This window comes from Streptomyces albiaxialis (genome assembly GCF_039530985.1).
In the GTDB taxonomy this organism is placed as follows: domain Bacteria; phylum Actinomycetota; class Actinomycetes; order Streptomycetales; family Streptomycetaceae; genus Streptomyces; species Streptomyces albiaxialis.
Genome location: NZ_BAAAPE010000032.1, coordinates 1 through 22,761 on the forward strand (window position 1 = coordinate 1; position 22,761 = coordinate 22,761).

At 73.4% G+C, this 22,761-nt stretch carries 20 protein-coding genes; 4 read left to right on the forward strand and 16 right to left on the reverse strand.

Translation table 11 applies throughout. The features are described from left to right. Positions 1 to 282: 282 nt before the first annotated feature. Positions 283 to 1,929 carry a sensor histidine kinase gene (locus ABD343_RS40065; protein ID WP_344535751.1) on the reverse strand — a complete coding sequence of 549 codons (1,647 nt, stop codon included), beginning with the start codon at positions 1,927 to 1,929 and terminating at the stop codon, positions 283 to 285. Between the two features lie 109 nt (positions 1,930 to 2,038). Here ABD343_RS40065 and ABD343_RS40070 point away from each other — a divergent pair, with 109 nt between their 5' ends. Next, complete coding sequence (locus ABD343_RS40070; protein WP_344535753.1) at positions 2,039 to 2,653, forward strand: DedA family protein; 615 nt, start codon at positions 2,039 to 2,041, stop codon at positions 2,651 to 2,653. On the opposite strand, the gene ABD343_RS40075 is transcribed toward ABD343_RS40070, so the two are convergent. The 4 genes from ABD343_RS40075 to ABD343_RS40090 all read right to left on the reverse strand — a co-directional run bounded on the left by ABD343_RS40075 (position 2,610) and on the right by ABD343_RS40090 (position 5,831). Beyond that, positions 2,610 to 3,299: a response regulator transcription factor gene (locus ABD343_RS40075; RefSeq protein ID WP_344535755.1), complete on the reverse strand. Its 690-nt coding sequence runs from the start codon at positions 3,297 to 3,299 to the stop codon at positions 2,610 to 2,612. The genes ABD343_RS40070 and ABD343_RS40075 overlap by 44 nt on opposite strands. 13 nt (positions 3,300 to 3,312) lie before the next feature. Next, complete coding sequence (gene proC / locus ABD343_RS40080; protein ID WP_344535756.1) at positions 3,313 to 4,116, reverse strand: pyrroline-5-carboxylate reductase; 804 nt, start codon at positions 4,114 to 4,116, stop codon at positions 3,313 to 3,315. Positions 4,117 to 4,332: 216 nt separating this feature from the next. After that, positions 4,333 to 5,070 carry an ABC transporter permease gene (locus tag ABD343_RS40085; protein WP_344535757.1) on the reverse strand — a complete coding sequence of 246 codons (738 nt, stop codon included), beginning with the start codon at positions 5,068 to 5,070 and terminating at the stop codon, positions 4,333 to 4,335. Beyond that, entirely contained in the window at positions 5,067 to 5,831 is a 765-nt protein-coding gene (locus ABD343_RS40090; RefSeq protein ID WP_344535759.1) for an ABC transporter ATP-binding protein, read from the reverse strand. Before ABD343_RS40090 ends, ABD343_RS40085 begins: the two co-directional genes overlap by 4 nt. 153 nt (positions 5,832 to 5,984) lie before the next feature. On the opposite strand from ABD343_RS40090, the gene ABD343_RS40095 reads away from it, so the two are divergent. Continuing rightward, positions 5,985 to 7,442 (forward strand): SulP family inorganic anion transporter, encoded by a 1,458-nt coding sequence (locus ABD343_RS40095; RefSeq protein WP_344535761.1) that lies wholly within the window; start codon positions 5,985 to 5,987, stop codon positions 7,440 to 7,442. 21 nt (positions 7,443 to 7,463) lie between these two features. Here ABD343_RS40095 and ABD343_RS40100 read toward each other — a convergent pair whose 3' ends face one another. The 7 genes from ABD343_RS40100 to ABD343_RS40130 all read right to left on the reverse strand — a co-directional run bounded on the left by ABD343_RS40100 (position 7,464) and on the right by ABD343_RS40130 (position 15,078). After that, on the reverse strand, positions 7,464 to 9,659 hold the full coding sequence (locus tag ABD343_RS40100; protein WP_344535763.1) for an MMPL family transporter: 2,196 nt from the start codon (positions 9,657 to 9,659) through the stop codon (positions 7,464 to 7,466). A 136-nt stretch (positions 9,660 to 9,795) separates the two neighbouring features. Next, positions 9,796 to 10,050: a hypothetical protein gene (locus ABD343_RS40105; protein ID WP_344535909.1), complete on the reverse strand. Its 255-nt coding sequence runs from the start codon at positions 10,048 to 10,050 to the stop codon at positions 9,796 to 9,798. Positions 10,051 to 10,082: 32 nt separating this feature from the next. Continuing rightward, positions 10,083 to 10,448 carry an ArsR/SmtB family transcription factor gene (locus tag ABD343_RS40110; RefSeq protein WP_344535765.1) on the reverse strand — a complete coding sequence of 122 codons (366 nt, stop codon included), beginning with the start codon at positions 10,446 to 10,448 and terminating at the stop codon, positions 10,083 to 10,085. Positions 10,449 to 10,578: 130 nt separating this feature from the next. Next, the gene (locus tag ABD343_RS40115) at positions 10,579 to 11,124 is read right to left on the reverse strand and encodes a hypothetical protein (protein ID WP_344535766.1); all 546 of its coding nucleotides are present in this window, start codon (positions 11,122 to 11,124) and stop codon (positions 10,579 to 10,581) included. A 71-nt stretch (positions 11,125 to 11,195) separates the two neighbouring features. Continuing rightward, entirely contained in the window at positions 11,196 to 13,049 is a 1,854-nt protein-coding gene (ilvD, locus tag ABD343_RS40120) for a dihydroxy-acid dehydratase (protein ID WP_344535767.1), read from the reverse strand. Positions 13,050 to 13,117: 68 nt separating this feature from the next. Then, the gene (locus ABD343_RS40125; protein WP_344535768.1) at positions 13,118 to 13,915 is read right to left on the reverse strand and encodes a response regulator; all 798 of its coding nucleotides are present in this window, start codon (positions 13,913 to 13,915) and stop codon (positions 13,118 to 13,120) included. Continuing rightward, positions 13,912 to 15,078: a sensor histidine kinase gene (locus ABD343_RS40130; RefSeq protein WP_344535769.1), complete on the reverse strand. Its 1,167-nt coding sequence runs from the start codon at positions 15,076 to 15,078 to the stop codon at positions 13,912 to 13,914. Before ABD343_RS40130 ends, ABD343_RS40125 begins: the two co-directional genes overlap by 4 nt. 267 nt (positions 15,079 to 15,345) lie before the next feature. Here ABD343_RS40130 and ABD343_RS40135 point away from each other — a divergent pair, with 267 nt between their 5' ends. Further along, complete coding sequence (locus tag ABD343_RS40135) at positions 15,346 to 17,592, forward strand: MMPL family transporter (protein WP_344535771.1); 2,247 nt, start codon at positions 15,346 to 15,348, stop codon at positions 17,590 to 17,592. On the opposite strand, the gene ABD343_RS40140 is transcribed toward ABD343_RS40135, so the two are convergent. From ABD343_RS40140 to ABD343_RS40150, 3 genes are all read right to left on the reverse strand, one after another. Next, positions 17,534 to 18,214: a TetR/AcrR family transcriptional regulator gene (locus ABD343_RS40140; RefSeq protein ID WP_344535773.1), complete on the reverse strand. Its 681-nt coding sequence runs from the start codon at positions 18,212 to 18,214 to the stop codon at positions 17,534 to 17,536. The genes ABD343_RS40135 and ABD343_RS40140 overlap by 59 nt on opposite strands. Further along, entirely contained in the window at positions 18,211 to 19,026 is an 816-nt protein-coding gene (locus ABD343_RS40145; protein ID WP_425578392.1) for a sugar phosphate isomerase/epimerase family protein, read from the reverse strand. Before ABD343_RS40145 ends, ABD343_RS40140 begins: the two co-directional genes overlap by 4 nt. A gap of 178 nt (positions 19,027 to 19,204) precedes the next feature. After that, on the reverse strand, positions 19,205 to 20,137 hold the full coding sequence (locus ABD343_RS40150; RefSeq protein WP_344535777.1) for a Ppx/GppA family phosphatase: 933 nt from the start codon (positions 20,135 to 20,137) through the stop codon (positions 19,205 to 19,207). Positions 20,138 to 20,222: 85 nt separating this feature from the next. Between ABD343_RS40150 and ABD343_RS40155 the strand changes: the two genes are divergently transcribed. Further along, positions 20,223 to 21,059, forward strand: coding sequence for a DUF3109 family protein (locus tag ABD343_RS40155; protein ID WP_344535779.1), 837 nt, complete (start codon positions 20,223 to 20,225; stop codon positions 21,057 to 21,059). A gap of 349 nt (positions 21,060 to 21,408) precedes the next feature. Here the strand turns inward: ABD343_RS40155 and ABD343_RS40160 are convergent. Then, positions 21,409 to 22,761, reverse strand: a 1,353-nt coding sequence (locus ABD343_RS40160; protein WP_344535780.1) for a BACON domain-containing protein, incomplete at its 5' end; no start/stop codon positions are given.

Here is a 22,761-nt window from a genome sequence, read left to right on the forward strand (position 1 = left end):
ACTTTTGGCACGCTGTTGAGTTCTCAAGGAACGGACGCTTCCTTCGAAACCGTTTCACCGGTTTCTCCGGGCGCTTCCCTTCGGTGTGTCCACTACTTTAGCGGATTTCCCCTCGGGCTCAAAATCGAGCCTTTCGCTTCAGAATTTGGCATGCCAAATTCGTCCCCGCGAAGGGAGATGGTGCTTCATAGTGGGTTCCGCCTGAACGGCGGGAGGAGTTGCCGGAGAACCGTTCCGGCTCGCTGGCAACCCGGTGAACCTTACGGATCCGCCCACCCGGTGTCAACTCAGGGTCAGCCTGTCCTTGTGGCTGAGGTGTCCCGCCGTGAAACAGAGGCGGTAGACGGGCGAGTTGTCGAAGGTCTCGGTGCGGTAGTAGCGGCACTCGTCCGTGTCCGGCGGGTCCTCGGGGGCGCCGAAGGGGCGGGTCTCGTCGTCGTACTCGTACGCCGGGAGGCGGGGCTCCAACCGGGAGAAGGGGTCGCCGACGTGCAGGCGGCCGTAGGCGTCGGCGTCGAGGACCGACCGGTACGACGTGTAGAGGTTGAAGCCCAGCATCAGCAGGCCGAGGACCAGGGTCGCGGCCAGGGGGATCCAGAGGGCGTCGAGGAGGCGGCGGCGTACGCGGCGCCGGGCCCGGTCCAGGGCCTCGCGGGAGGTGTCCGTCTCCGTGGCGAGGCCGTCGGGGGTCGCCGTCGGATCCGCGTGCGGGGTGAGGGGAAGGGTCGCCGCGACCTCGAAGCCGCCGTCGAGGGGGCGGGCGCGCAGGGTGCCGCCGAGGAGGCGTATCCGTTCGTCCAGGCCGACCAGGCCCGAGCCCGTATCGCTCCCCCTGTCCGTGCCCGTGTCCGTCACCGGATCCGCGGTGGCCGGGGCCGGGTTCGCCACCGTGACCTCGATCGTCTCCGCGTTCCTGGTCACCGTGACCGTGACCGGGGCGCCGGGGGCGTGCTTGGTGGCGTTGGTCAGGGACTCCTGGACGAGGCGGTGGAGGGCGTGGGCCGTCATCGGGGGCGGTTCGGCCGGGAGGAGGCCCAGGGCCTCGCGGCGGACCAGCTCGACCTGGACGCCGGAGGCGGCGGCGCGGGCGATCAGGGTTTCCAGGGGCTCGGGCGGCGCGGTGGCCGGCTCTCTGGGGGCCCGGTCGCCGTCCTCGCGGAGGACTCCGAGGATCTGGCGCAGGCGGGCGGTGGCGTCGGCGGCGGCCTGGCGCAGCTCGGCCGCCTGCGCGCGGGTCCCGTCCGTGAGGTCGGGCTGGACCTGGAGGGCGGCGGCGCGGACGGCGATGAGGCTGAGGTCGTGGCCGAGGGAGTCGTGCATGTCCCCGGCGATACGGGAGCGCTCGCGGAGCCTCGTACGGTCGGCGACCAGCTCCTTCTCGCGTTCCATGCGTGCGGCCAGCTCCCAGCCCGTACGGACCAGCTCGGCCTGCTGGCGGCGGAAGCGGCCGAGGAGCCAGGGCAGGTCGAGGGCGAAGAGGACCGTGGCGACGAGCGTGAACCACTCCCACAGGGTCGTGTCCCGCCGGGCGAGCACCAGGGCCAGGCCCGCGACGCAGAGCGCGGCGAAGAGGAGGAGGGCCCATCGGACGTCGGGGGACCTGCGGCCCAGGAGGTAGGAGAGGGCGAGCAGCGCGACGGAGAAGGAGCTGGTGAACAGCTCCGGGGTGGCCGCCAGGCTCAGGGTCGCGGGGAGGGCGAGGGCGACGAGCGGGGCGCGGCGGGCGAGGGCCACGGCGACGGCGAGCACCGGGACCCCGGCGACGCGGGCCCAGGCGGGGGCGTCGTGGAAGAGGAGCAGGGGCGCGGTGACGGCCAGCCAGAGGAGGAGGTCGAGGAGGGGCTCGCGGCGGTCGCGCACGCGCTGGGCGTACGGGGCGAGGCGGCGTACGAGCGGGGAGGAGGTGGGAGCGGGGGCGGGGCCGGTCACGCGGCTCACGCTACGCGGCGGGGACGAGGGCGACACCTGCCGAAAGACAGGTACGGAGGGTGCCGTTGGTGAGCGGTGCGGGGGCGGTCGCGGTTTCTAGCGTGCGGGCATGAACGACGCGATAGTGCATGCCGTCGAGGGGTTCGTGAGCACGCCGTGGGTCTTTGTGGCGCTCTTCGGGATCGCGATGCTCGACGGGTTCTTCCCCGTGGTGCCGAGCGAGACGCTGGTGATCACGCTGGGGGTGTTCGCCGCGTCCGGCGAGCCCTCGCTGCCGCTGGTGATGCTGGTGGCGGCGCTGGGGGCGTTCTGCGGCGACCACGTCTCGTACCTGATCGGGCGGAAGTCGGGCGACCGGATCTTCGCGCGGCTGAAGGAGGGGAGCCGGGCGCGGCGGGCGTACGACCGGGTGGGGCGGATGCTCGCGGAGCGGGGCGGGCTGGTGCTGGTGGTGGCGCGCTACATCCCGGGAGGGCGCACGGCCGCGACGCTCACCACCGGGGCCACCGGCTATCCGCGGCGGCTCTTCACGCGGTACGACGCGGTGGCGGCGGTGAGCTGGGCCGTCTATTCGAGCCTGCTGGGGTACGCGGGCGGGGCGGCCTTCGAGGAGAGCCCGCTGCGCGGGGTGGCGCTCGGGCTGGGGCTGGCCTTCACGGTCACGCTGCTGCACGAGGGCGTCAGGGCGCTGCGTCTGCGCCGCCGTCCGGGTGCTCCGACGTGAGGTCCGCCTCGTACGCGAGGAGGGCGGCGCGGACGCGGTTGCGCACGCCGAGACGGGTGAGGATCGCGCTGACGTACGCCTTGACCGTGCCCTCGACGAGGTGGAGGCGGGCGGCGATCTCGGCGTTGGTGCAGCCCTCGCCGAGGAGCGCGAGGACGTCGCGCTCGCGCGGGGCGAGCGCCGCCGCGCGCTCCTTGGCCTCGGCCCGCCGGGTCATCCGGCCGCCGCCGCTGACCTGCTGGATGACGCGGTGCGCGATGTCCGGGGAGAGGTACGAGGCGCCGCCGTGCGCCGCGCGGACGGCGGCCATCAGCTCGTACGGATCGCCGGACTTGAGGAGGAAGCCGCTGGCGCCGATGTCGAGGGCGCCCGCGATGTACTCGTCCTCGGAGAACGTCGTCAGCATGACCACGGCCGTGCCGGGGACCGCGCGGCGCAGCTCCGCCGCGGCGGCGAGGCCGTCGAGCACCGGCATGCGGATGTCGAGCAGGGCGACGTCGGGGCGGTGCAGCCGGGCGAGGTCGAGTGCCTCGCGGCCGTCGGACGCCTCGCCGACGACCTCGATGCCGTCGGCGGTGGACAGGATCGCGCGCACGCCCGCCCTGACCATCGTCTCGTCGTCGGCGAGCAGGACGCGGATCGTCATCCGGCGGCCGTCCTCAGGCGCCCAGCTCGCGGCTGCGGTCGCGCGCGGCCTCGATGGCGTCGATGAACGCGGCGCGCACGCGGTGGTTCTCCAGCTCGCGGATGGCGTTGATGGTGGTGCCGCCGGGCGAGGTCACGTTCTCCCGGAGGGTGACCGGGTGCTCGCCGCTGTCGCGGAGCATGGTGGCGGCGCCGATCGCGGCCTGGACGATCAGCTCGTGGGCCTTGTCGCGCGGGAGGCCGAGCTGGATGCCGGCGTCGGTCATGGCCTCGACGAGGAAGAAGAAGTACGCCGGGCCCGAGCCGGAGAGGGCGGTCGCCGCGTCCTGCTGGGACTCGGGGAGGCGGAGGGTCTTGCCGACGCCGTTGAAGATCTCGTCGGCGAGGGCGAGATGGGCCTCGGTGGCGTGGGCGCCCGGGGAGATCACGGACATGGCCTCGTCGACGAGGGCCGGGGTGTTGGCCATGACGCGGACGACGGGCGTGTAGCGCGGGAGCTTCTCCTCGATGTAGCGGGTGGTGATGCCGGCGGCGCCGCTGATGACGAGGCGGTCGGAGGGGACGTGCGGCGCCAGCTCGTCCAGGAGGACGGCCATGTCCTGGGGCTTGGGCGTGAGGATGAGGGTGTCGGCGGCCCTGGCGGCCTCGGCGTTGGTGACGGCCTCTACGCCGTAGCGCCCGTGGAGCTCCTTCGCGCGCTCCGGGCGGCGGGTGGTGACCAGGAGGCGGCTGGTGGGCCAGCCGCCCCGGAGCATGCCGGACAGGAGGGCCTCGCCGATCTTGCCGGTGCCGAGCACGGCGACTTTCTGGGTGGTCATGCGGCCAGTTTCCCACCGGTGCGTTGGGGCACGAGCCGGGCTTGGGGTGCGCTCTTGTCCGGGGGCCGGGTTCGGGGTGCCCTCTTGTCCGGGGGCCGGGTTCGGGGTGCCCCTTGCTGTGCTTTGCGGGGTGCGGGTGCGTCCGGGCTTGTCGCGCAGTTCCCCGCGCCCCTGGAGGGCAAGCCCCTGCGTTTTGTGCGCTGTACGGACGTGTCCCTACGGTGTGCGCCTGCGGAGGGTCGCCGCTCCCAGGGCCAGGACCAGGAGGGCCGCGCCCGCCATCACGGCCAGGTCCCGGACGAAGTCGCCGGTGGGGTCGGTGTGGCGGAGGACCTCGCCCATGCCGTCGACCGCGTACGACATCGGCAGCACGTTCGACACGTACTCCAGCACGGGCTGCATCGAGCCGCGGGGGGCGAAGAGGCCGCACAGGAGGATCTGCGGGAAGATCACCACGGGCATGAACTGGACGACCTGGAACTCCGAGCGCGCGAAGGCCGAGACGAAGAGGCCCAGGGCCGTGCCGAGGACGGCGTCGAGCAGGGCGATCAGCAGCAGGAGCCAGGGCGAGCCGGTGATGTCGAGGTCGAGGAACCAGATGGCGACGCCCGTGGCGACCCCGGCCTGGACGGCCGCGAGGAGGCCGAACGCCAGTGCGTACCCCCCGATCAGGTCCGCCTTGCCGAGCGGCATCGACAGCATCCGTTCGAGGGTGCCCGAGGTCCGCTCGCGCAGGGTCGCGATCGAGGTCACCAGGAACATCGTGACCAGCGGGAAGATGCCGAGCAGCGAGGCGCCGATGCCGTCGAAGCCGCGCTTGTCCGAGTCGAACACGTAGTACAGCAGGATCAGCAGCAGGACCGGGACGAGGATCAGCAGCAGGACGGTGCGTACGTCGTGGCTGAGCTGGCGGAGGACCCGGCCGGCGGTGGCCAGGGTGCGGGCGGCGTTCATGACCGGGTCACCTCGTCGTAGTCGGTCTGGCGGGCGGACTCGACGAGCTTGAGGAACGCGTCCTCGATCGTGTCCGTCCCGGTGCGGTCGCGCAGCTCGCGCGGGGAGCCGGCGGCGAGGAGCGCGCCCTCGCGGAGCAGGAGCAGCCGCTGGCAGCGGTCGGCCTCGTCCATGACGTGCGAGGAGATCAGCAGCGTCACGCCCCGGTCGGCGGCGAGGCGGTGGAAGAGGGCCCACAGGTCCCGGCGGAGGACGGGGTCGAGGCCGACGGTCGGCTCGTCGAGGACGAGCAGCTCGGGGGTGCCGAGCAGGGCGACGGCGAGGGAGACCCGGGAGCGCTGGCCGCCGGAGAGGCGGCCGGTGAGGTCGCCCGCGTGGCTGGTGAGGTCGACGTCCGCGAGGACGCGGTCGATCTGCGCGGCGCGCTCGGCGCGGGGGACGCCGAGAACCGCCGAGTAATACGCCAGGTTCTGACGGGCCGTCAAGTCATCGTAGACGGACGGGGACTGGGTGACGTACGCGACGCGGGAGCGCAGGGGCGCGGAGCCCGCGGGCCTGCCCAGCACCTGGAGGTCGCCGGTGACCTTGGCCTGGGTGCCGACGAGGGCGCGGATGAGGGTGGACTTCCCGCTCCCGGAGGGGCCGAGCAGGCCGGTGACGGTGCCCGGCTCGACCTCGAACGTGAGTCCGTCCAGCACGGTGCGGACACCTCGCACGACGGTGAGGCCGCGTGCGCTGACCGCCGGAGGTTTATTCATCATGTGATGAATTATGCGCGCCGCCCTCGCGCGCCGTCAAGGCCGCGCCTCATTCACCCTCCGTAGTCATGTAACTCCGGGCAGACAGAATGAACTTCGCCGACCTGGGGGAGTCAAGGGACGGCAAAGGCACGGAGCGTGACCGATAGGAGCCTCATGCGGTTCAGTTCCACGGCGTTCCCCACGGCATTCCCCACGGTGTCCGGGGACGTCACCGCTTCCCTCGTCGTCTTTCTCGTGGCCCTGCCCATGTGCGTGGGCGTCGCCGTCGCGTCCGGGGTGCCCGCGGAGCTGGGGCTGGTGACCGGCATCGTCGGCGGGCTCGTCGCCGGGCTGCTCCCGGGCAGCACCTTCCAGGTCAGCGGCCCGACCGCCGGGCTCACCGTCCTCGTCCTGGACGCCGTCCGCACCCACGGGCTCACCGCGCTGGGCGTGCTCGTCCTCGCCGCGGGCCTCCTCCAGCTCGCCATGGGGGCGCTGCGGCTCGGCCGCTGGTTCCGCGCGGTCTCGGTCGCCGTCGTCCAGGGCACCCTCGCGGGTATCGGCCTCGTCCTGATCGCCGGACAGGTGTACGGCATGGCCGACGCGGAGGCGTACGGCGACGGGCCCGGCAACCTCGCGGGGCTCCCCGGGCTCGCGGCGCACGTGATGGTCTCCCGGAGCGCGATGACCGCGCTCTGCGTGGGCGCCACGACCGTGCTGGTGCTGGTCCTGTGGCCGCGCCGGCACCCGGTCGCGCGCCTCGTGCCCGCGCCGCTGGCCGCGGTCGGGCTCGCGGCGGCGGCCGTCGCGGCGCTCGGTCTGCCCGTGGCGCGGATCGAGGTGCGGGGCCTCCTCGGCGCCGTGCAGCCGCCGGGGCTCGCGGACCTCGCGGCGCTGACGGGCGAGGGGACGCTGGCCGCGGCGGCCGGCACGGTGCTGGCGTTCACGCTGATCGGCTCGGCCGAGACGCTGTTCAGCGCGGCGGCGGTGGACCCCATGCACGACGCCGGGCCCACCCACTACGACCGGGAGCTGCTGGCGCAGGGCGCGGGCAACGCCGTGTGCGGGCTGTTGGGCGCGCTGCCGATGGCCGCGGTGATCGTCCGCAGCTCCGCGAACGTCGAGGCGGGCGCGCGCACCAAGCTCTCCCGAGTGCTGCACGGGGTGTGGCTGCTGGTCTTCGTCGCGCTGCTGCCCGGCGTGCTCGGGCTCATCCCCGTCGCCGCGCTCGCCGGGGTGCTGGTCCACGCGGGATGGCGGCTGATCCCCCTGCGGCAACTGGCCGTGCTGTGGCGGGACCACCGGGGCGAGGCCGTGGTGCTGGGCACCACGGCGGTGGCGATCGTGGGCACGAACATGTGCCTGGGCGTGCTGACCGGGCTGCTGCTCGCGGTGGTCAAGTCCGCGTGGGAGTCCTCGCACGTGGCCCTGGAGGCGCACGACCCTGGTCCCGGGCGGCCGTTGCGCGTACGGATCTGCGGCAGCGCGACCTTTCTGCGGCTCCCCTCCCTGCTGGACCAGTTGCGCGCGCTGCCGTCCGACCGCGCGGTCGAGCTCGACGTGAGCGGGCTCAGGTACGTGGACCACGCGTGCCGGACGGCGCTGGAGGGGTGGCGCACGGGGGGCCGGTGACCCTACGGACGGGGCGCGTTGTCAGGTGCGGGCCCGTGACCGGTGCTGCGCTTGCCCGCCCCCGAGCTCTCCGAGCTGGGGAGGTGCCCCCGGTGCCCCTGGCGCAGACTGCCCGAGCGCAGGTGGGTCCGGTACATCGTGCCGGCGAGCCAGCGCGCCCGGCCACCACAGGACCCGGCCCAGGTCCAGGGCGAGGGCCGGGACCAGGACCGTGCGGACGAGGAAGGTGTCGAGCAGGACACCGAGGCCCACCAGGACGCCGAGCTGGGCCATCGTCACGAGCGGCATCGTCGCGAAGACCGCGAACGTCGCCGCGAGGACGATGCCCGCCGAGGTGATCACGCCGCCGGTCGCGGTCAGCCCGGTCAGGACCCCCCTGGCGTGCCGCCTGCCGGTGGCGACCTCCTCGCGGACGCGCGTCATGAGGAAGATGTTGTAGTCGATGCCCAGCGCGACGAGGAAGACGAAGCCCATCAGCGGAATGGCGCGGTCCACTCCGGCGTAGCCGAGCACGTGCTCGAAGAGGAGGTTCGCGCCGCCCAGCGCGCCGAAGAACGACAGCACGACCGTGGCCAGCAGCATCAGCGGCGCCACCAGCGAGCGCAGCAGCCAGATCAGGACGAGCAGCACCACGGCCAGCACGACCGGGATGACGGTGCGCAGGTCGCGGTCGGCCGCGCGCCGGGTGTCCACGTCCTCGGCGGTCGTACCGCCGACGAGCGCGCCCGAGCCCTCCACGGCGTGGACCTTGTCGCGCAGCCGTTCGACGGTGTCCTTCGCCGCCTCGCTGTCCGGGGCGTGCCGGAGGGTGACGGCGAGGCTGGTCAGCTTCCCGTCGTCCGTACGGTCGTCCGGCCGTACGGACTGCACGCCCGGCACCGCCTTCGCGGCGGCCGTGACCTCGCCGCGCGCGTCCGTCCGTACGACGACCGTGGCGGGGTCGGTGGAGCCCGAGGGGAAGTGCGCGGCGATCTTCTCCTGCGCGACGACGGACTCGGGCTTGTCCTGGAACTTCTCCTCCTCGGTCAGCCCCAGCGTGATCCCCGTGGCGCTCAGCGCCAGCACCGCCGTGGCGGCGACCGTCATCAGCCAGGACCAGCGCGGGCGGCGCGCGATCAGGGCGCCGACGCGGGCCCAGACCGTGCGGCTCTCGCGCGGCGCCGTGCCGTGGCGGGGGACGAACGGCCAGAACACCCAGCGGCCCGTCGCCACCAGCAGCGCGGGCAGCACCGTGATCATCGCGAGGAACGCGCAGGCGACGCCGACCGCGCCGACCAGGCCCAGCGAGCGCGAGGAGTTGATGTCGGCGAGCGCCAGGCAGGCGAGGCCGACGGTGATGGTGCCGGCCGAGGCGAGGATCGCGGGCCCGGAGCGGCGCAGCGCGGTGCGCATGGCCTCGTGGCGGTCCTCGGTGACGTGCAGCTCCTCGCGGTAACGGGCGATGAGCAGCAGCGCGTAGTCCGTGCCGACGCCGAAGACCAGCACCATGAGGATGCCGGAGCTCTGCGGATCGACGGGCAGGGAGGCGTACTTGGCGAGGACGTACGTGGTGGCCTGCGTGAGCACCGAGGCGAAGCCGACGGAGAGCAGCGGCAGCAGCCACAGCAGCGGGCTGCGGTAGGTGAGCAGGAGCAGCACGGCGACGACGGCGCCGGTGGCGAGCATCAGGGTGGCGTCGAGGTCGTCGAAGACCTCGACGTTGTCGGTGAGGGACCCGGCGGGGCCGCCGACCTCGACGTCGAGGCCGGGCGGGGCGTGCGCGGCGGCGACGGTGCGCAGCTCCTTGAGGGTGTCGGTGATGTCGGTGTCGCCGCCCGTGGCGAGCGGGACGACCAGCATCAGGGCCTTGCCGTCCTTCGCGGGTGCGGGACCCGTGGTCCTCTCGCCCTCGGCGGCGTGCGCGGCGAACTCCGCGCGGTCGGCGCGCGCCTTGGCGGCGTCGGCGGCGGTCGTGCGCGCGCCGTCGCGGGAGTAGACGGCGACGGCGGGGATGATCTCGTCCTCGCCGCGGAACTTCTCCAGCTCGGTGTTGACCCGGGCGGACTCGGCGCCGCGCGGGAGGAAGGCGTTGGCGCCGGTCTCCTCGACGTCGCCGAGCTTCCCCGCGAGGGAGCCGAGGGCCAGGGCGAGGATCAGCCAGACGCCGAGGACGAGCCATTTCGAGCGGCGGCCGCCGGGTGCCGTGACCAGGCGCCGCGCCGCACTGCGGGCAGGCATGGGTAGTCTCCTGTGGTGTGGGTGCGGGTTCTCGCGATGGGCTTCGCGTCTTGAATGCTCGTGCTCACGAGTACGGCCGGGAGTTGCCGCTCCCGGCCGTACGTGCGGCGGTACGTACGGCCGTACGGGCCGCGCGCTACTCGATCTCGCGCATCATCTTCTCCATCGACGCGATCGACTGCCGCGCCTGCGTCAGTTCGTCGATGCTGCGGCGGTGCAGCTCGACGTTGTCCTCCAAGAGCTGCGCGTACTTCTGCGCCAGCTCCTTGTACTGCTGCTCCCGGGAGGCCAGCATCCTGGCCCGCCAGGTCGCGGCGATCTGCCAGACGATCACGATGATCAGTGCGAAGACCCCCGCGGTGCCGAGCGCGGCAGCCCAGACGCCCGCCATGTCCTCGGCAGCGGCAAGGGGAAGCTGCTCCTTCACGTCGACTTCGCTCCTTCTCTCCGCTCCGCCGTCGTTTCCTCGGCCGCGGAGTCGCTGAGGGTGGCCGCCGCGCGGGCGACGGCCGCCGGGGTCAGTTCGTAGACGAACGGGGCCACTTCGAAGAACTTCATGGCCTTGCCGCTGTCCGACAGTTCCAGCGTCCCGACGACGAGACCCGCCGCCTCAAGCCGCTGGAGGTGCATATGGAGCAGTGGCCGGCTCATGCCGATCTCGCGGGCGAGCCTGCTGACGTAGTTCCGGCCCTCGAAGAGCGCCGCGACGATCCTCATACGATGGGGATTGCCGAGTGCCGCGAGGACCTTCAGCAGGTCGTCTCCCGTCGGGGTCTCGATCGCGCTCACCGCGACCCCTCCCTGTGTGGTGTGTAAGAAAAAGCTGACACATGTCCGCGCGGGGTGTCGAGCGCGGGGAGGCGAAGTCGGGGATACGTCAGGGATCCCCCTGACGGCGGTGCGGGACGGCCCTGAAGCCCTACTGCTTCTTGTTCCCGCGCTTCTTCTTGGCCTTGGCCTTGGCCGCCGGATTGCCCGTACGCGCGGTGCGGCGGCGCTCGTACCGGGCGCGCGCCTCCTCGTACTCGCCGCGCAGCAGCTTCTCGCCCGGGGCCTCGACGCAGCTCCGCAGGGCGTACGCGAGCAGCACGCCGACGAAGCCGATGGCGCGGATGCTGCGCATCGAGGACTCGGCCGCCGCGTCCTTCCCGGCCGTCTCGTCGGGACGGCGGCTGTACGAGCTGAGAGTGCGGGTGAACGCCATCGCGCTGCACAGCGCGAACGCGACGACCAGCAGCAGCGAGGCCCAGCTCCCGATGTCGGAGAGGGCCACGCCCTCGTACGCGAAGCGCAGCAGCAGGGCGCCGAGCGCGGCGGCGGCGAGGGCGCCGAGGGCGAGGCCCGCGCGGCGCAGCGCGTAGCCGCCGGAGTGGTCCACCCAGGTCGTGCCGTAGAAACGGATCGGCTCGGGCCGGGGCTCGCCGCCGGTGTCGGGGGTCTCGGGGGTCCGGGTCGTCTTGCGCACGGCTCGATTATCGCTCCCCGGCCCTGCCGAGGAGGCGGCGGCACCCACCGCCCCCTCGGGGTCCGGGCGGGTCAGCGCTCGATCTGCGTGACGTCGCGGACGGCGCCCCTGTCGGCGCTCGTGGCCATCGCGGCGTACGCCCGCAGGGCGGTGGAGACCTTGCGCTCGCGGTTCTTCGGGGCGTACCGGCCGCCCAGCGCCTCGCGGCGGGAGGCCAGCTCGGCCTCGGGGACGTTCAGCTCCAGGGAGCGGTTCGGGATGTCGATGACGATCTCGTCGCCGTCCTCGACGAGCGCGATCGTCCCGCCCGACGCCGCCTCCGGCGACATGTGGCCGATCGAGAGCCCGGACGTGCCGCCGGAGAAGCGGCCGTCGGTGATCAGCGCGCAGGCCTTGCCGAGGCCGCGGCCCTTGAGGAACGAGGTCGGGTAGAGCATCTCCTGCATGCCGGGGCCGCCCTTGGGGCCCTCGTAGCGGATGACGACGACGTCGCCCTCCTTGACCTCCTTGTTCAGGATGCGCTGGACCGCCTCGTCCTGGGACTCGCAGACGACGGCCGGTCCCGTGAAGGTCAGGATCGACTCGTCGACGCCCGCGGTCTTCACCACGGAGCCGTTCTCGGCGAGGTTGCCGTGCAGGACGGCGAGGCCGCCCTCCGTGGAGTAGGCGTGCTCGACGTCGCGGATGCAGCCGCCCGCGGCGTCGGTGTCCAGCGAGTCCCAGCGCTCGGACTGGGAGAAGGCCTCGGCGGAGCGGACGCAGCCCGGCGCCGCGTGGAACATCTCGACGGCCTCGGCCGAGGGCGAGCCGCCGCGCACGTCCCAGTTCTTCAGCCAGTCGGCGAGCGACGGCGAGTGGACGGTGTGCACGTCCTCGTTGAGCAGCCCGCCGCGGTACAGCTCGCCGAGGATCGCGGGGATGCCGCCGGCGCGGTGCACGTCCTCCATGTAGTACGTCCCGTTCGCGGTGACGTTCGGGGCGACCTTCGCCAGGCAGGGCAGCGTGCGGGAGAGGGCGTCGATGTCCTTCATCACGAAGTCCAGCTCCGCCTCGTGGGCCGCGGCCAGCAGGTGCAGGATCGTGTTGGTGGAGCCGCCCATGGCGATGTCCAGGGCCATCGCGTTCTCGAACGCGGCGCGGGAGCCGACGCTGCGGGGCAGGACCGTCTCGTCGTCCTGCGCGTAGTAGCGCTCGGCGATCTCGACGACGGTGCGGCCCGCCGCCTCGTACAGCTCCTTGCGCGCGGTGTGCGTGGCCAGCACCGAGCCGTTGCCGGGGAGGGCCAGGCCGATGGCCTCGGTCAGGCAGTTCATCGAGTTCGCGGTGAACATGCCGGAGCAGGAGCCGCAGGTCGGACAGGCGTTCTCCTCGATACGGAGGATGTCCTCGTCGGAGACCTTGTCGTTGACGGCCTCCGACATCGCGTCGACCAGGTCCAGCTTGCGGACGGTGCCGTTCACCAGCGTCGCGCGTCCGGCCTCCATGGGGCCGCCGGAGACGAAGACGGTCGGGATGTTGAGCCGCATGGCGGCCATCAGCATGCCGGGCGTGATCTTGTCGCAGTTCGAGATGCAGATCAGCGCGTCCGCGCAGTGGGCCTCGACCATGTACTCGACGGAGTCGGCGATCAGGTCGCGGGACGGCAGCGAGTAGAGCATGCCGCCGTGGCCCATCGCGATGCCGTCGTCGACCGCGATCGAGTTGAACTCGCGGGGGATGCCGCCCGCCGCCTTGACCGCCTCGGAGACGATCCGGCCCACCGGCTGGAGGTGGGTGTGGCCGGGGACGAACTCGGTGAAGCTGTTGGCCACGGCGACGATGGGCTTGCCGAAGTCCTCGCGCGCTACGCCCGAGGCCTGCATAAGGGCGCGTGCGCCCGCCATGTTGCGGCCGTGGGTGACGGTGCGGGACCTCAGCTCGGGCATGGCTGCCCCTCCTTGGTGCGAAACCTTGCTGCGATACGTACGAGAGACCCCGAGGGTACGCCTCGCGCTCAAGATCTGGACGAGCGGTTCGGAATGTGGACCTGCCCTCCGGCCTGCCCACCGGCCTGCCCACCGCCGCGCCCTCCGCCGTGTCCCCCGCCCTGTCCCCCGGCCCTGACCAGCCCCGTCTCGTACGCGACGATCACCGCCTGGGCCCGGTCGCGCACCTCCAGCTTGGCGAAGACGCCGGTGACGTGGTTCTTCACGGTCTGGACGCCGATGCCCATCGCCGCCGCGATCTCCGTGTTGTCCAGCCCGGTGGCGACCAGCCGCAGCACCTCGACCTCGCGCGGGGTGAGCGCGGAGAGCGCCGGGACCCGGGCGGGCGGCTCGGGGGTACGGGCGGTGACGAACTCCGCGATGAGCCGGGTGAGCAGCCGCGGCGCGACGACGGCCTCGCCGCGGTCCACGGTGTGCAGCGCGGCGGCCAGCTCCTCGGGCGAGACGTCCTTGGGCAGGAACCCGGCCGCGCCCGCGCGCAGCGCCCGTACGACGTACTCGTCCCGGTCGAAGGTGCTCAGGGCCAGCACCCGGCACGCGGGCAGCTCGGCGGTGAGCCGCTCGGTGGCCCGTACGCCGTCGAGCACCGGCATGCGGATGTCCATCAGGACCACGTGCGGACGCAGCCGGTGCGCGGCCTCGACCGCCTGTTCGCCGTCGCCGACCTCGCCGACGACCTCGATGTCCGGATCGGAGCGCAGCACCAGGGCCAGTCCGCGGCGCACGAGGGGCTGGTCGTCGGCGATGAGCACGGTGATCTTCCGGCCGCCGCCCGCGCCCGGCTCGTCGTTGTCCGGTGCTCTCATCCCGTCCCCGCCTCCTCCTCGTGACCGTGCGGGGGCAGTGGCAGGCCCGCGGCGACTCTGAATCCGCCCCCTTCGAGGGGGCCGGCCTCCAGGGTGCCGCCGTGCACGGCCATGCGTTCGCGCATCCCCAGCAATCCGTATCCTCCCCGCACCGCGACGCCTCCGGCCACGCCGCCCCGGCCGCCGCCCGGCGTCCCGTCGTTGACCACCTCGGCGCCCACACGGTCCCGGCCGTACTCCAGGCGTACGACGGTACGGGCCTGTCCGGCGTGCTTGCGGACGTTGCTGAGCGCCTCCTGGACGACGCGGTAGACCGCGAGCTCCGCCGTCTGCGGCAGCGCACGCCGCTCCCCCGCGACCTCGAACTCCGTACGCTGCCCCGCCGCGTTCGCCTCGGCGACGAGGCGGGCGATGTCGTCGATGCCGGGCTGCGGGGCGGCGGGCGCCCCGTCCTCTCCGTCCTCCCCGTCCCCCTCCGCGCGGTCGGTGTCGCGCAGCACGCCCAGGAGCTGCCGCATCTCGCTCAGGGCCGTACGCCCCGACTGCTCCAGCGTCACGAGGGCCTCGCGGGCCGTGTCGGGGTCCGTGTCGAGCGTGGTCCGCGCGCCGCCCGACATCAGGTACATGGTGGTGATGTGGTGCGCCACGATGTCGTGCAGCTCGCGCGCGATCCTGCGGCGCTCCTCGGCGACGGCGCGCTCGGCCAGCAGCCGCCGGTTCAGGTCGGCCTGCCGCTGCCAATTGCGCACGCCGATCCCGACGGCGGTGACGAGGGCGACCGCCATGGCGTCGGCCAGCGCCCGCTGGAGGTACGGATCCGATCCCTGGGCGGCGCGGATCAGATAGGCGGCCAGCGTGCAGGCGTCGGCGAGGACGACGGTGCGGCGGGGGAGGTGCCGGGCCACCGTGTAGAGCGCGACGGTCGTGGTGGCGCCGAACGTGTCGGGCATCGGCGCGAGGACGCCGCTCGCGAGCTGGAGGACCAGGACGCCGCCGAGCACGGGCAGCGGATGGCCGCGCCGGGCCAGCAGGCAGAGCGCGGCGGCCGCGAGGAGGGCCGCCGCGGGACCGGCCGGGCCACCCGGGCGGGACGCGAGCAGGGCGACGACGTCGACGCCGCCCGCGACGAGGACGATCAGCAGGTCGTTCCGGGTCCAGGGCACCGGGCGCCTCCTTCCGGGCCGGTGGGTGCGGGCGCGCGTGGTCGCCGCGCCGTCGCCCGCACTATCGCACCTCTGTACGGCGCGGCCCGTCCACCCGCCCCGGGACCACTGGCCTGCCCCGGACCGGGGTCCTGGGCGGGCGCGGACCCCGTACCCGGGTCCCGGTCAGGATCCCTTCCTCCGGTCGACGTACCGGCGCATTCCCCGTGATGACGTGGAAAAGGCCCGGAAATTCCGCGCACAGCCCGTCGACAGGGAATGGGACTCATGATCCGCAGTATCACCTCGTACGCCGCGAGGAACCGCTGGAAGACGCTCGTCGTCTGGCTGCTCCTCGGCGTGGCCCTCGCCTTCGTCGGCCAGACGATGACGCACCGCGTCACCGACGCGCAGTCGGCCGACTTCCTTCCCTCGACGTACGACTCCGCCAAGGCGCTGGACATCGCGGAGAAGGAATTCGGCGAGAAGCCCGACGACAACGCCGTCACGGTGCTCGTCGCCCGTACGGACCGGGCGAAGCTCACCGGGGACGATCGGGCGCACATCAAGAGGACCGCCGCGGCGCTGGGCAAGGAACGGATCACCGCCGAGAAGCCGGACCCGTTCGCCGTGGACCACTCCCAGACGCCGAAGGTCGCCGCGGGGCCCGTCGAACCCGGCGGGAAATTCCAGCTCCTGACCGTCTCCCTGCACGGAAACGCCAACGACCCCGCGCTGCACAAGGTCTACGAGGAATTCCGGGACGCGGCGCGGAAGGAATTCGCGGAATCGGAGCTGCGGACCGGATTCACCGGCGGAATCGCGAGCACCGTCGATTCCCTGAAGGCCAACGAGGACACGGAGAAATTCGTCGGCGTGCTGACGATAGGGCTCATCGTGCTGCTGAACGTCCTCGCGTTCCGCAGCGTGCTCGCCGCCGTCGTGCCGCTGTTCGCGGTGCTGCTCGTCGGCGGCGCGGGCGCGGGGGCCGTGGTCGGCGCCGCGAAGCTGTTCGGCATCCAGCTCGACGCGGGCACGCCGTCGCTGATCAGCGTGGTGCTTCTCGGGATCGGTATCGACTACTTCCTGTTCCTGATGTTCCGCTTCCGCGAGGAGCTGCGCGCCGACCCCGGGCTGGACCGCCGGGAGGCCGCGGCGCGCGCCTCCGGCCGGGTCGGCGCCGCCGTCACCTCGGCCGCGCTGACCATCGTGGCGGCGTTCGCGACCCTCGGGCTCGCGAGCTTCGGCCAGTTCCGCGTCCTCGGCCCCGCCATCGCCGTCTCCGTCCTGGTGATGCTGCTGGCGAGCCTGACCCTGATGCCCGCGCTGCTGTCGCTCTTCGGCCGCGCCCTGTTCTGGCCCGCGCGCGGCTGGAAGAGGGAACGCCCGGACAGCGTCGCCGCGCGCCTGGGCCGGTCCGTCGGCCGCCGGCCCGCGGCGTACGTCCTCGGCAGCCTGGCCCTGCTGGGCGTGCTGGCCGCGGGCGTGGCCGGGGTGCGGATGAGCTACGACCCGCCGGAGCAGAAGGAGACCGCCGCCTCCCGCACCGCCGACGAGATAGCCCGCGGCCTGCCCGCCGGGGCCTCCGACCCGCACACCGTGTACGTACGCGACGACGCCGGAGGCACCCTCGACAAGGGCGCGCTCAAGCGGCTCGCGGGCGCCGTCGCCCGGGTCGAGGGCGTCGGCCAGGTGAGCCCGCCCGCGCTGAACCAGGACGGCTCGGCGGCCCGCATGAACGTCTTCCTCAGCACGGACTCGGAGTCCCAGAAGGCCCGCGACCTGGTCTCGGGTCCCGTGCGGGGCGCCCTCGCCGGCCACGCGCCCCGGGGTGCCGAGGCGCACATCACCGGCACAGCCGCCGTGTTCGCCGACATCTCCGCCTCCGTGGACAAGGACCTGCGGCTGGTCTTCCCGGTCGCGGCGGGGCTGATCGGGCTGATCCTGCTCCTGCTGCTGCGCTCGCTGCTGGCGCCCCTGGTGCTGATGCTGGCCATCGGCTGCGGCTTCGTGGCCACGCTCGGCGCGAGCACGCTGGTCTTCCAGCACGGCCTGGACCGGCCGGGCATCACCTTCACGCTGCCGCTGGTGCTGTTCCTGTTCGTCGTCGCGCTCGGCACCGACTACAACATCCTGATCAGCGACCGGATCAGGGAGGAGATGGACAAGCCCGTCACCGCCCGGCAGGCCGTGGCCGAGGCCGTACGGCACACCGCGCCGGCGATCGCCACCGCCGGGCTCGTCCTCGCCGGGTCCTTCGCCAGCCTCGTCGCCAGCCCGGACCAGCAGGAGATCGGCTTCAGCACGGGCCTCGGCATCCTGCTGTCCTCGCTGGTCCTCGCGACGCTGCTGGTGCCCGCGCTCGCGGCGCTGCTGGGTCGGGGGCTGTGGTGGCCGCGCCGCGGGGCGGGCCGTACGGGCGCCGGGCCGGGCGCGCGGGACGCAATGAGTGGCGCGGGCGTCCCCGCGCCCGGTACTACGAGCCCGCCGTACCCCCCGCAGCCGCACCCGCACCGGGCGCCGGTGAACCGGTGAGGTGCTGCTGGACGGCGGGCGCGAGGCGCGCGGCGAGCTGGTCGAGGGGCTCCGAGGCGATGGGCTCCATCCCGATCACGTACCGCACCAGCGCGGCGCCGACCATCTGGGAGGCGGCCAGCTCGACGCGCAGCTCGGCGTCCGGCACGTCCAGGACGGCGGCGGCGCGGGAGAGCAGATTGCGCTGGAGGAGCCGGCGGAAGACCTGCGCGGCCTTCTCGTTGTTCACCGCCGAGCGCAGCACGGCGAGCATCGGGTCGCGGGTGCGCGGGTCCTCCCAGATGTGGAAGAACGCCCGGACGATCTTCTCGCCCAGCTCCTCGGGCCGGGAGTCCTCGAACATCCGCGGCACCACGAACGCGGGCGCGAAGGCGCTCTCGATCGCGGCCCCGAACACCTGCTCCTTGGTGCCGAAGTAGTGGTGGACCAGCGCGGGATCGACCTCGGCCCCGCGCGCGATGGCCCGTACGGACGCCTTGTCGTAGCCGCGCTCGGCGAACTCGGTGCGCGCGGAGGTGAGGATGCGCTCCCGGGCGCCCGGCCCGTCCTCCGCGCTCCCGCGCGCGGGGCGCCCGCGCTTGCGCGGCGCGGCCGCCGGGCCCCCGGGGGTGGCGGCGCTCACGGCTTGGCCCCCGGCTCGCTGAGCGCGGCCGCGAGGTGCAGCCGGGTGTACGCGAGGGCCTCGGCCAGGTCCTCCTCGCGCTCGGCGGCCGACATGGCACGCCGGGTGTTGACCTCGACGACGATGTGCCCGTCGAAGCCGCGCAGCGCGAGGGACTCCAGCAGTTCGGCGCAGGGCTGCGAGCCGCGCCCCGGCACCAGGTGCTCGTCCTTGTTGGACCCCAGCCCGTCGGCGATGTGGACGTGGCCGAGCCGGTCGCCCATGCGCTCGACCATGGCGAGGGTGTCGGTGCGCGAGGTGGCCGTGTGCGAGAGGTCGATCGTGAAGTGCCGGTAGTCGTTGTTGGTCGGGTCCCAGTCCGGCGCGTAGGCGAGCATCTCGCGGTCGCGGTAGCGCCACGGGTACATGTTCTCGACGGCGAAGCGGACGTCCGTCTCGTCCGCCATCCGCCACACGCCGCGCTCGAAGTCCCGGGCGTAGGAACGCTGCCAGCGGAACGGCGGATGGACGACGACCGTGCTCGCCCCCAGCTTCTCCGCCGCGGCCTTCGCGCGGGTGAGCTTGGTCCACGGATCGGTGGACCAGACGCGCTGCGTGATCAGCAGACACGGTGCGTGCACGGCGAGGATCGGGACGCCGTGGAAGTCCGACAGGCGGCGCAGCGCGTCGACGTCCTGGCTGACGGGGTCGGTCCAGACCATGACCTCGACGCCGTCGTAGCCGAGACGCGCGGCGATCTCGAAGGCCGCCGCCGTGGACTCCGGATAGACGGACGCCGTCGACAGCGCGACCTTCGCGGCGGGAACGCGCACGGTTTGCTTGGCCACGACAGCCACCTTAAGCCGCTTCCGGGGGCCGATCCGCCCGCCCCCGGCGCCCCGCGGGCCCGCGCGGGACCCGCCCGGAACCGGTCCGGCAGGGCACATCCGCCTTTGCCCGCTTCGTCTCCCGTCCCCCGCCTCCCGCCCGCCGCGGACTGTGCGATGTCTCTCAGGCCGAGCGCAGATGGTCGAGGCGGCGCAGGATGACGCCCTCGCGCAGGGCCCAGGGGCAGATCTCCAGGGTGTCCACGCCGAACAGGTCCATCGCGCCCTCCGCGACCATCGCCCCCGCGAGAAGCTGGTGGGCGCGGCCCTCGGAGACGCCGGGCAGCTCCACCCGCTCCTCGGTCGGCATGACGGCCAGCTTCGGCACCCACTCCTCCAGCGAGGAGCGGCTCAGCTCGCGCTGGACGTACAGCCCCTCCCCCGTGCGCGCGGCGCCCGCCATCCGCGCGAGCTGCTTGAACGTCTTGGAGGTGCCGACCACGTGGTCCGGCGGGTTGAAGCGGCTGAACTCCCCGACCGTACGGGCGATCTCGGCGCGCGCGTGCCGCCGCAGCGCCCGTACGTCCCCCTGGTCCGGCGGGTCGCCGGGCAGCCAGCCCGAGGTGAGGCGGCCCGCGCCCAGCGGGAGGGAGACGGCCGCGTCGGGCTCCTCGTCGAGCCCGTAGGCGATCTCCAGTGAACCGCCGCCGATGTCCAGGACCAGCAGTCTCCCCGCCGACCAGCCGAACCAGCGCCGCACGGCGAGGAACGTGAGCCGCGCCTCCTCCTCGCCGGAGAGCACCTGGAGCTTGACCCCGGTCTCCTCGGCGAGGCGCGCGAGCACATGGTCCGCGTTGCTCGCCTCCCGCACGGCGGACGTCGCGAACGGGACGAGGTCCTCGACGCCCTTGTCCTCGGATACCTCCAGCGCGTGCCGCAGCGTGGTGGCGATCTGGGCTATCCCGTCCTCGCTGATGGCCCCGTCCTCGTCGAGGAGTTCGGCGAGTTTCAGCTCGGCCTTGTGCGAGTAGGCGGGAAGGGGGCGCGCACCGGGATGCGCGTCCACGACGAGCAGGTGGACCGTGTTCGAGCCCACATCGAGGACACCGAGTCTCATACACAGCACGCTAGCCGCCTTCTGCCCGCGCCGCCGAGGCGGTACGAATGCGGGGGCGGGGGCTCATGGCCCGTACGCTGGACGCGTGGGTAAGACGAAAGCGGCGAAGCGCAAGAAGCTGGACGAGGGCGCACGTGCGGGGCACGAGGCGCCCGCGGCCCCCCGGGCGCGCGACGAGGAGACGGGTCTCGACTTCACGCGCGCCTGGGTCGAGTTCCCGGACCCGGCCGACGACGAGCAGGTCTTCCGCTGCGACCTGACCTGGCTGACCTCCCGCTGGAACTGCATCTTCGGCCAGGGCTGCCAGGGCATCACCGCGGGCCGCGCCTCCGACGGCTGCTGCACGCTGGGCGCGCACTTCTCCGACGAGGACGACGAGAAACGCGTCGCGGAGCACGTGGCGCGGCTGACGCCGGAGATCTGGCAGTTCCACGGCGTGGCCGAGGAGAGCGGCTGGACCGAGGTCAGCGAGGAGGGCGAGCGCCAGACCCGCCGCTGGAAGGGCGCCTGCATCTTCAACAACCGCGCCGGCTTCGAGGGCGGCGCGGGCTGCGCCCTGCACAAGCTCGCGCTGGACGAGGGCCGCGAGCCGCTGGAGACCAAGCCGGACGTGTGCTGGCAGGTGCCGGTCCGGCGGACGTACGAGTGGGTGGAGCTGCCGGACGGCGAAGAGGTGCTGTACGTCTCGATCGGCGAGTACGACCGCCGGGCGTGGGGCTCCGGCGGCCACGACCTGCACTGGTGGTGCACGTCCGCGCCTTCGGCGCACGGGGCGGGCCGGCCGGTGTACGAGTCGTACCGGCCGGAGTTGACCGAACTCATGGGTGCCGCCGGCTACGAGAAACTCCGCGAGCTCTGCGAGCGGCACATCGCCGCGCAACTCCCTCTCCTGGCCCCCCACCCCGCCGACCCGGCCCCGTAAGGTCCCCGTACGCGGGGATGCCCCGTGCTGTGCTTCGCGGACCGCGAGCGCGTCGTGGCTGGCCGCGCAGTTCCCCGCGCCCCTGACGGGGCGCCTGCGCTTCTCCCTCCGCTGAGCTTGGGAAGTCTGCGCTTCTCCCTCCGCTGAGCTTGGGAAGTCTGCGCAAGGCGCAGGGTTGGCAAGCGCAGCCCCCTGCGCCGGGTGCCCCGCGTACAAGAGCCGGGTACGGGGTGCCCCGGGCCGTGCGTCGCGGGCTGCCGCCGCGTCGTGGCTGGGCGCGCAGTTCCCCGCGCCCCTTATGGGGCAAGCCCCGATGTGTCGTGACCGGGCGGCGGAGCCGGGCGCTCCGTCAGGCGGAGGGTGACACCGTCGGTTCGCTCTCTGTGGGGCTCGGGCTGGGCGAGTCGGACTCCGTGGGCGTCGGGTCCGGAGACGTGGGCGTGGGGTCCGGGGAGGACGGAGGGTCCGTGGGGGACGGGGGGTTCGAGGAGGACGGGGGCCTGGAGGGGGCGGGGCCGTGCGTGGGCCGCTCGCCACCGCCCGAACCTCCGCCGCCTCCCGGCCTGGAGGGCGAGGCCCCAACCCCGGGCCCCTCCAGCGTGACGACCGCCCGCACGGGATCGATCCGCACATGCGCCTCCCAGGCGTACGACGGCTCGCGCGAACGGTCGACGGCCACCCTGATCGCCGCGCTCTCGCCGGGCCGCAGCACCCCTCCGGTGCGGCTCAGCGTCAGCCATGGCGCGTCGGCCGCCGCCGACCAGCGCACCGGCGAACTCCCGGTCGCTGTCAGGGTGATGAGCGAGCCGTGCCCCAACGGCTCGGCCTCGACCTTCAGCCGCCCCGCGCCCTTCCCGTGCCGCCCGCCGGGCGTGTCCACGTCGACGGAGACGCCGGAACGCGAACGGCCGCCGTGCTTCTTGGGCTTGGGGCTGTCGGCCCGCCCCGCGTTCTCGTACGGCAGTCCGTCCAGGCTGTCCGGGCCGCCGCCCTCCGAGGCGGAGACGGAGCTGTCGGCCTCGCGCTCGCCCGTGACGGGCGCGCCCCGGTAGGCCGCCCAGAGCGCGAGGACCGGCGCCGCGACGACCGTCGCGACGACGGTGGTCGTGACGGCCTTGCTGCGCAGCCGCTCGCGCCGCGCCGCGCGGACCTTGAGGTCGAGCGGGAAGCCCGCCTTGTCGAACCGGGGCGCGTGCGGCGCACGCGCCCTGCGCACGGCCGCCACCGCGGCGTGGATCGCGGGACGCGGGGCGTCCAGCACCGCGAGCGTCGCGGAGGCGGGCGCCGTCCCCGGCCAGGAGACCCCGGCCATGGCGCGCTCGGCGCCCCGGCGGCACTCCGCGCACTCGTCGACGTGCCGCACCAGCTCGCGGCGGAGGGCGGTGCCCATCAGCAGCCGGTCGTCCCCGGCGAGGCGGGCGACGGCGGGGCAGCCGCCGGTCTCCACGACGGCGAGCGCGGCCCGCGTCCGTTCGACCTCACAGGCGGCGTTCGAGAGGAGGGTGCTGGCCGCCTCGGTGCTGAGCGAGAGCACGGAACCGACCTCGTGCGCCGCGAGGCCGTGGCGCACGGACAGCTCCAGCGCCTCGCGCTGCTCGGGCGCGATGCCCGCGGCCTCGGGCCAGGCGAGGACGGCCAGCTCGCGGCGGCGCTGGGTGCGGGCGGCCTCCGAGAGCGGCGGGCCGGACGCGAGCGCGGCGGC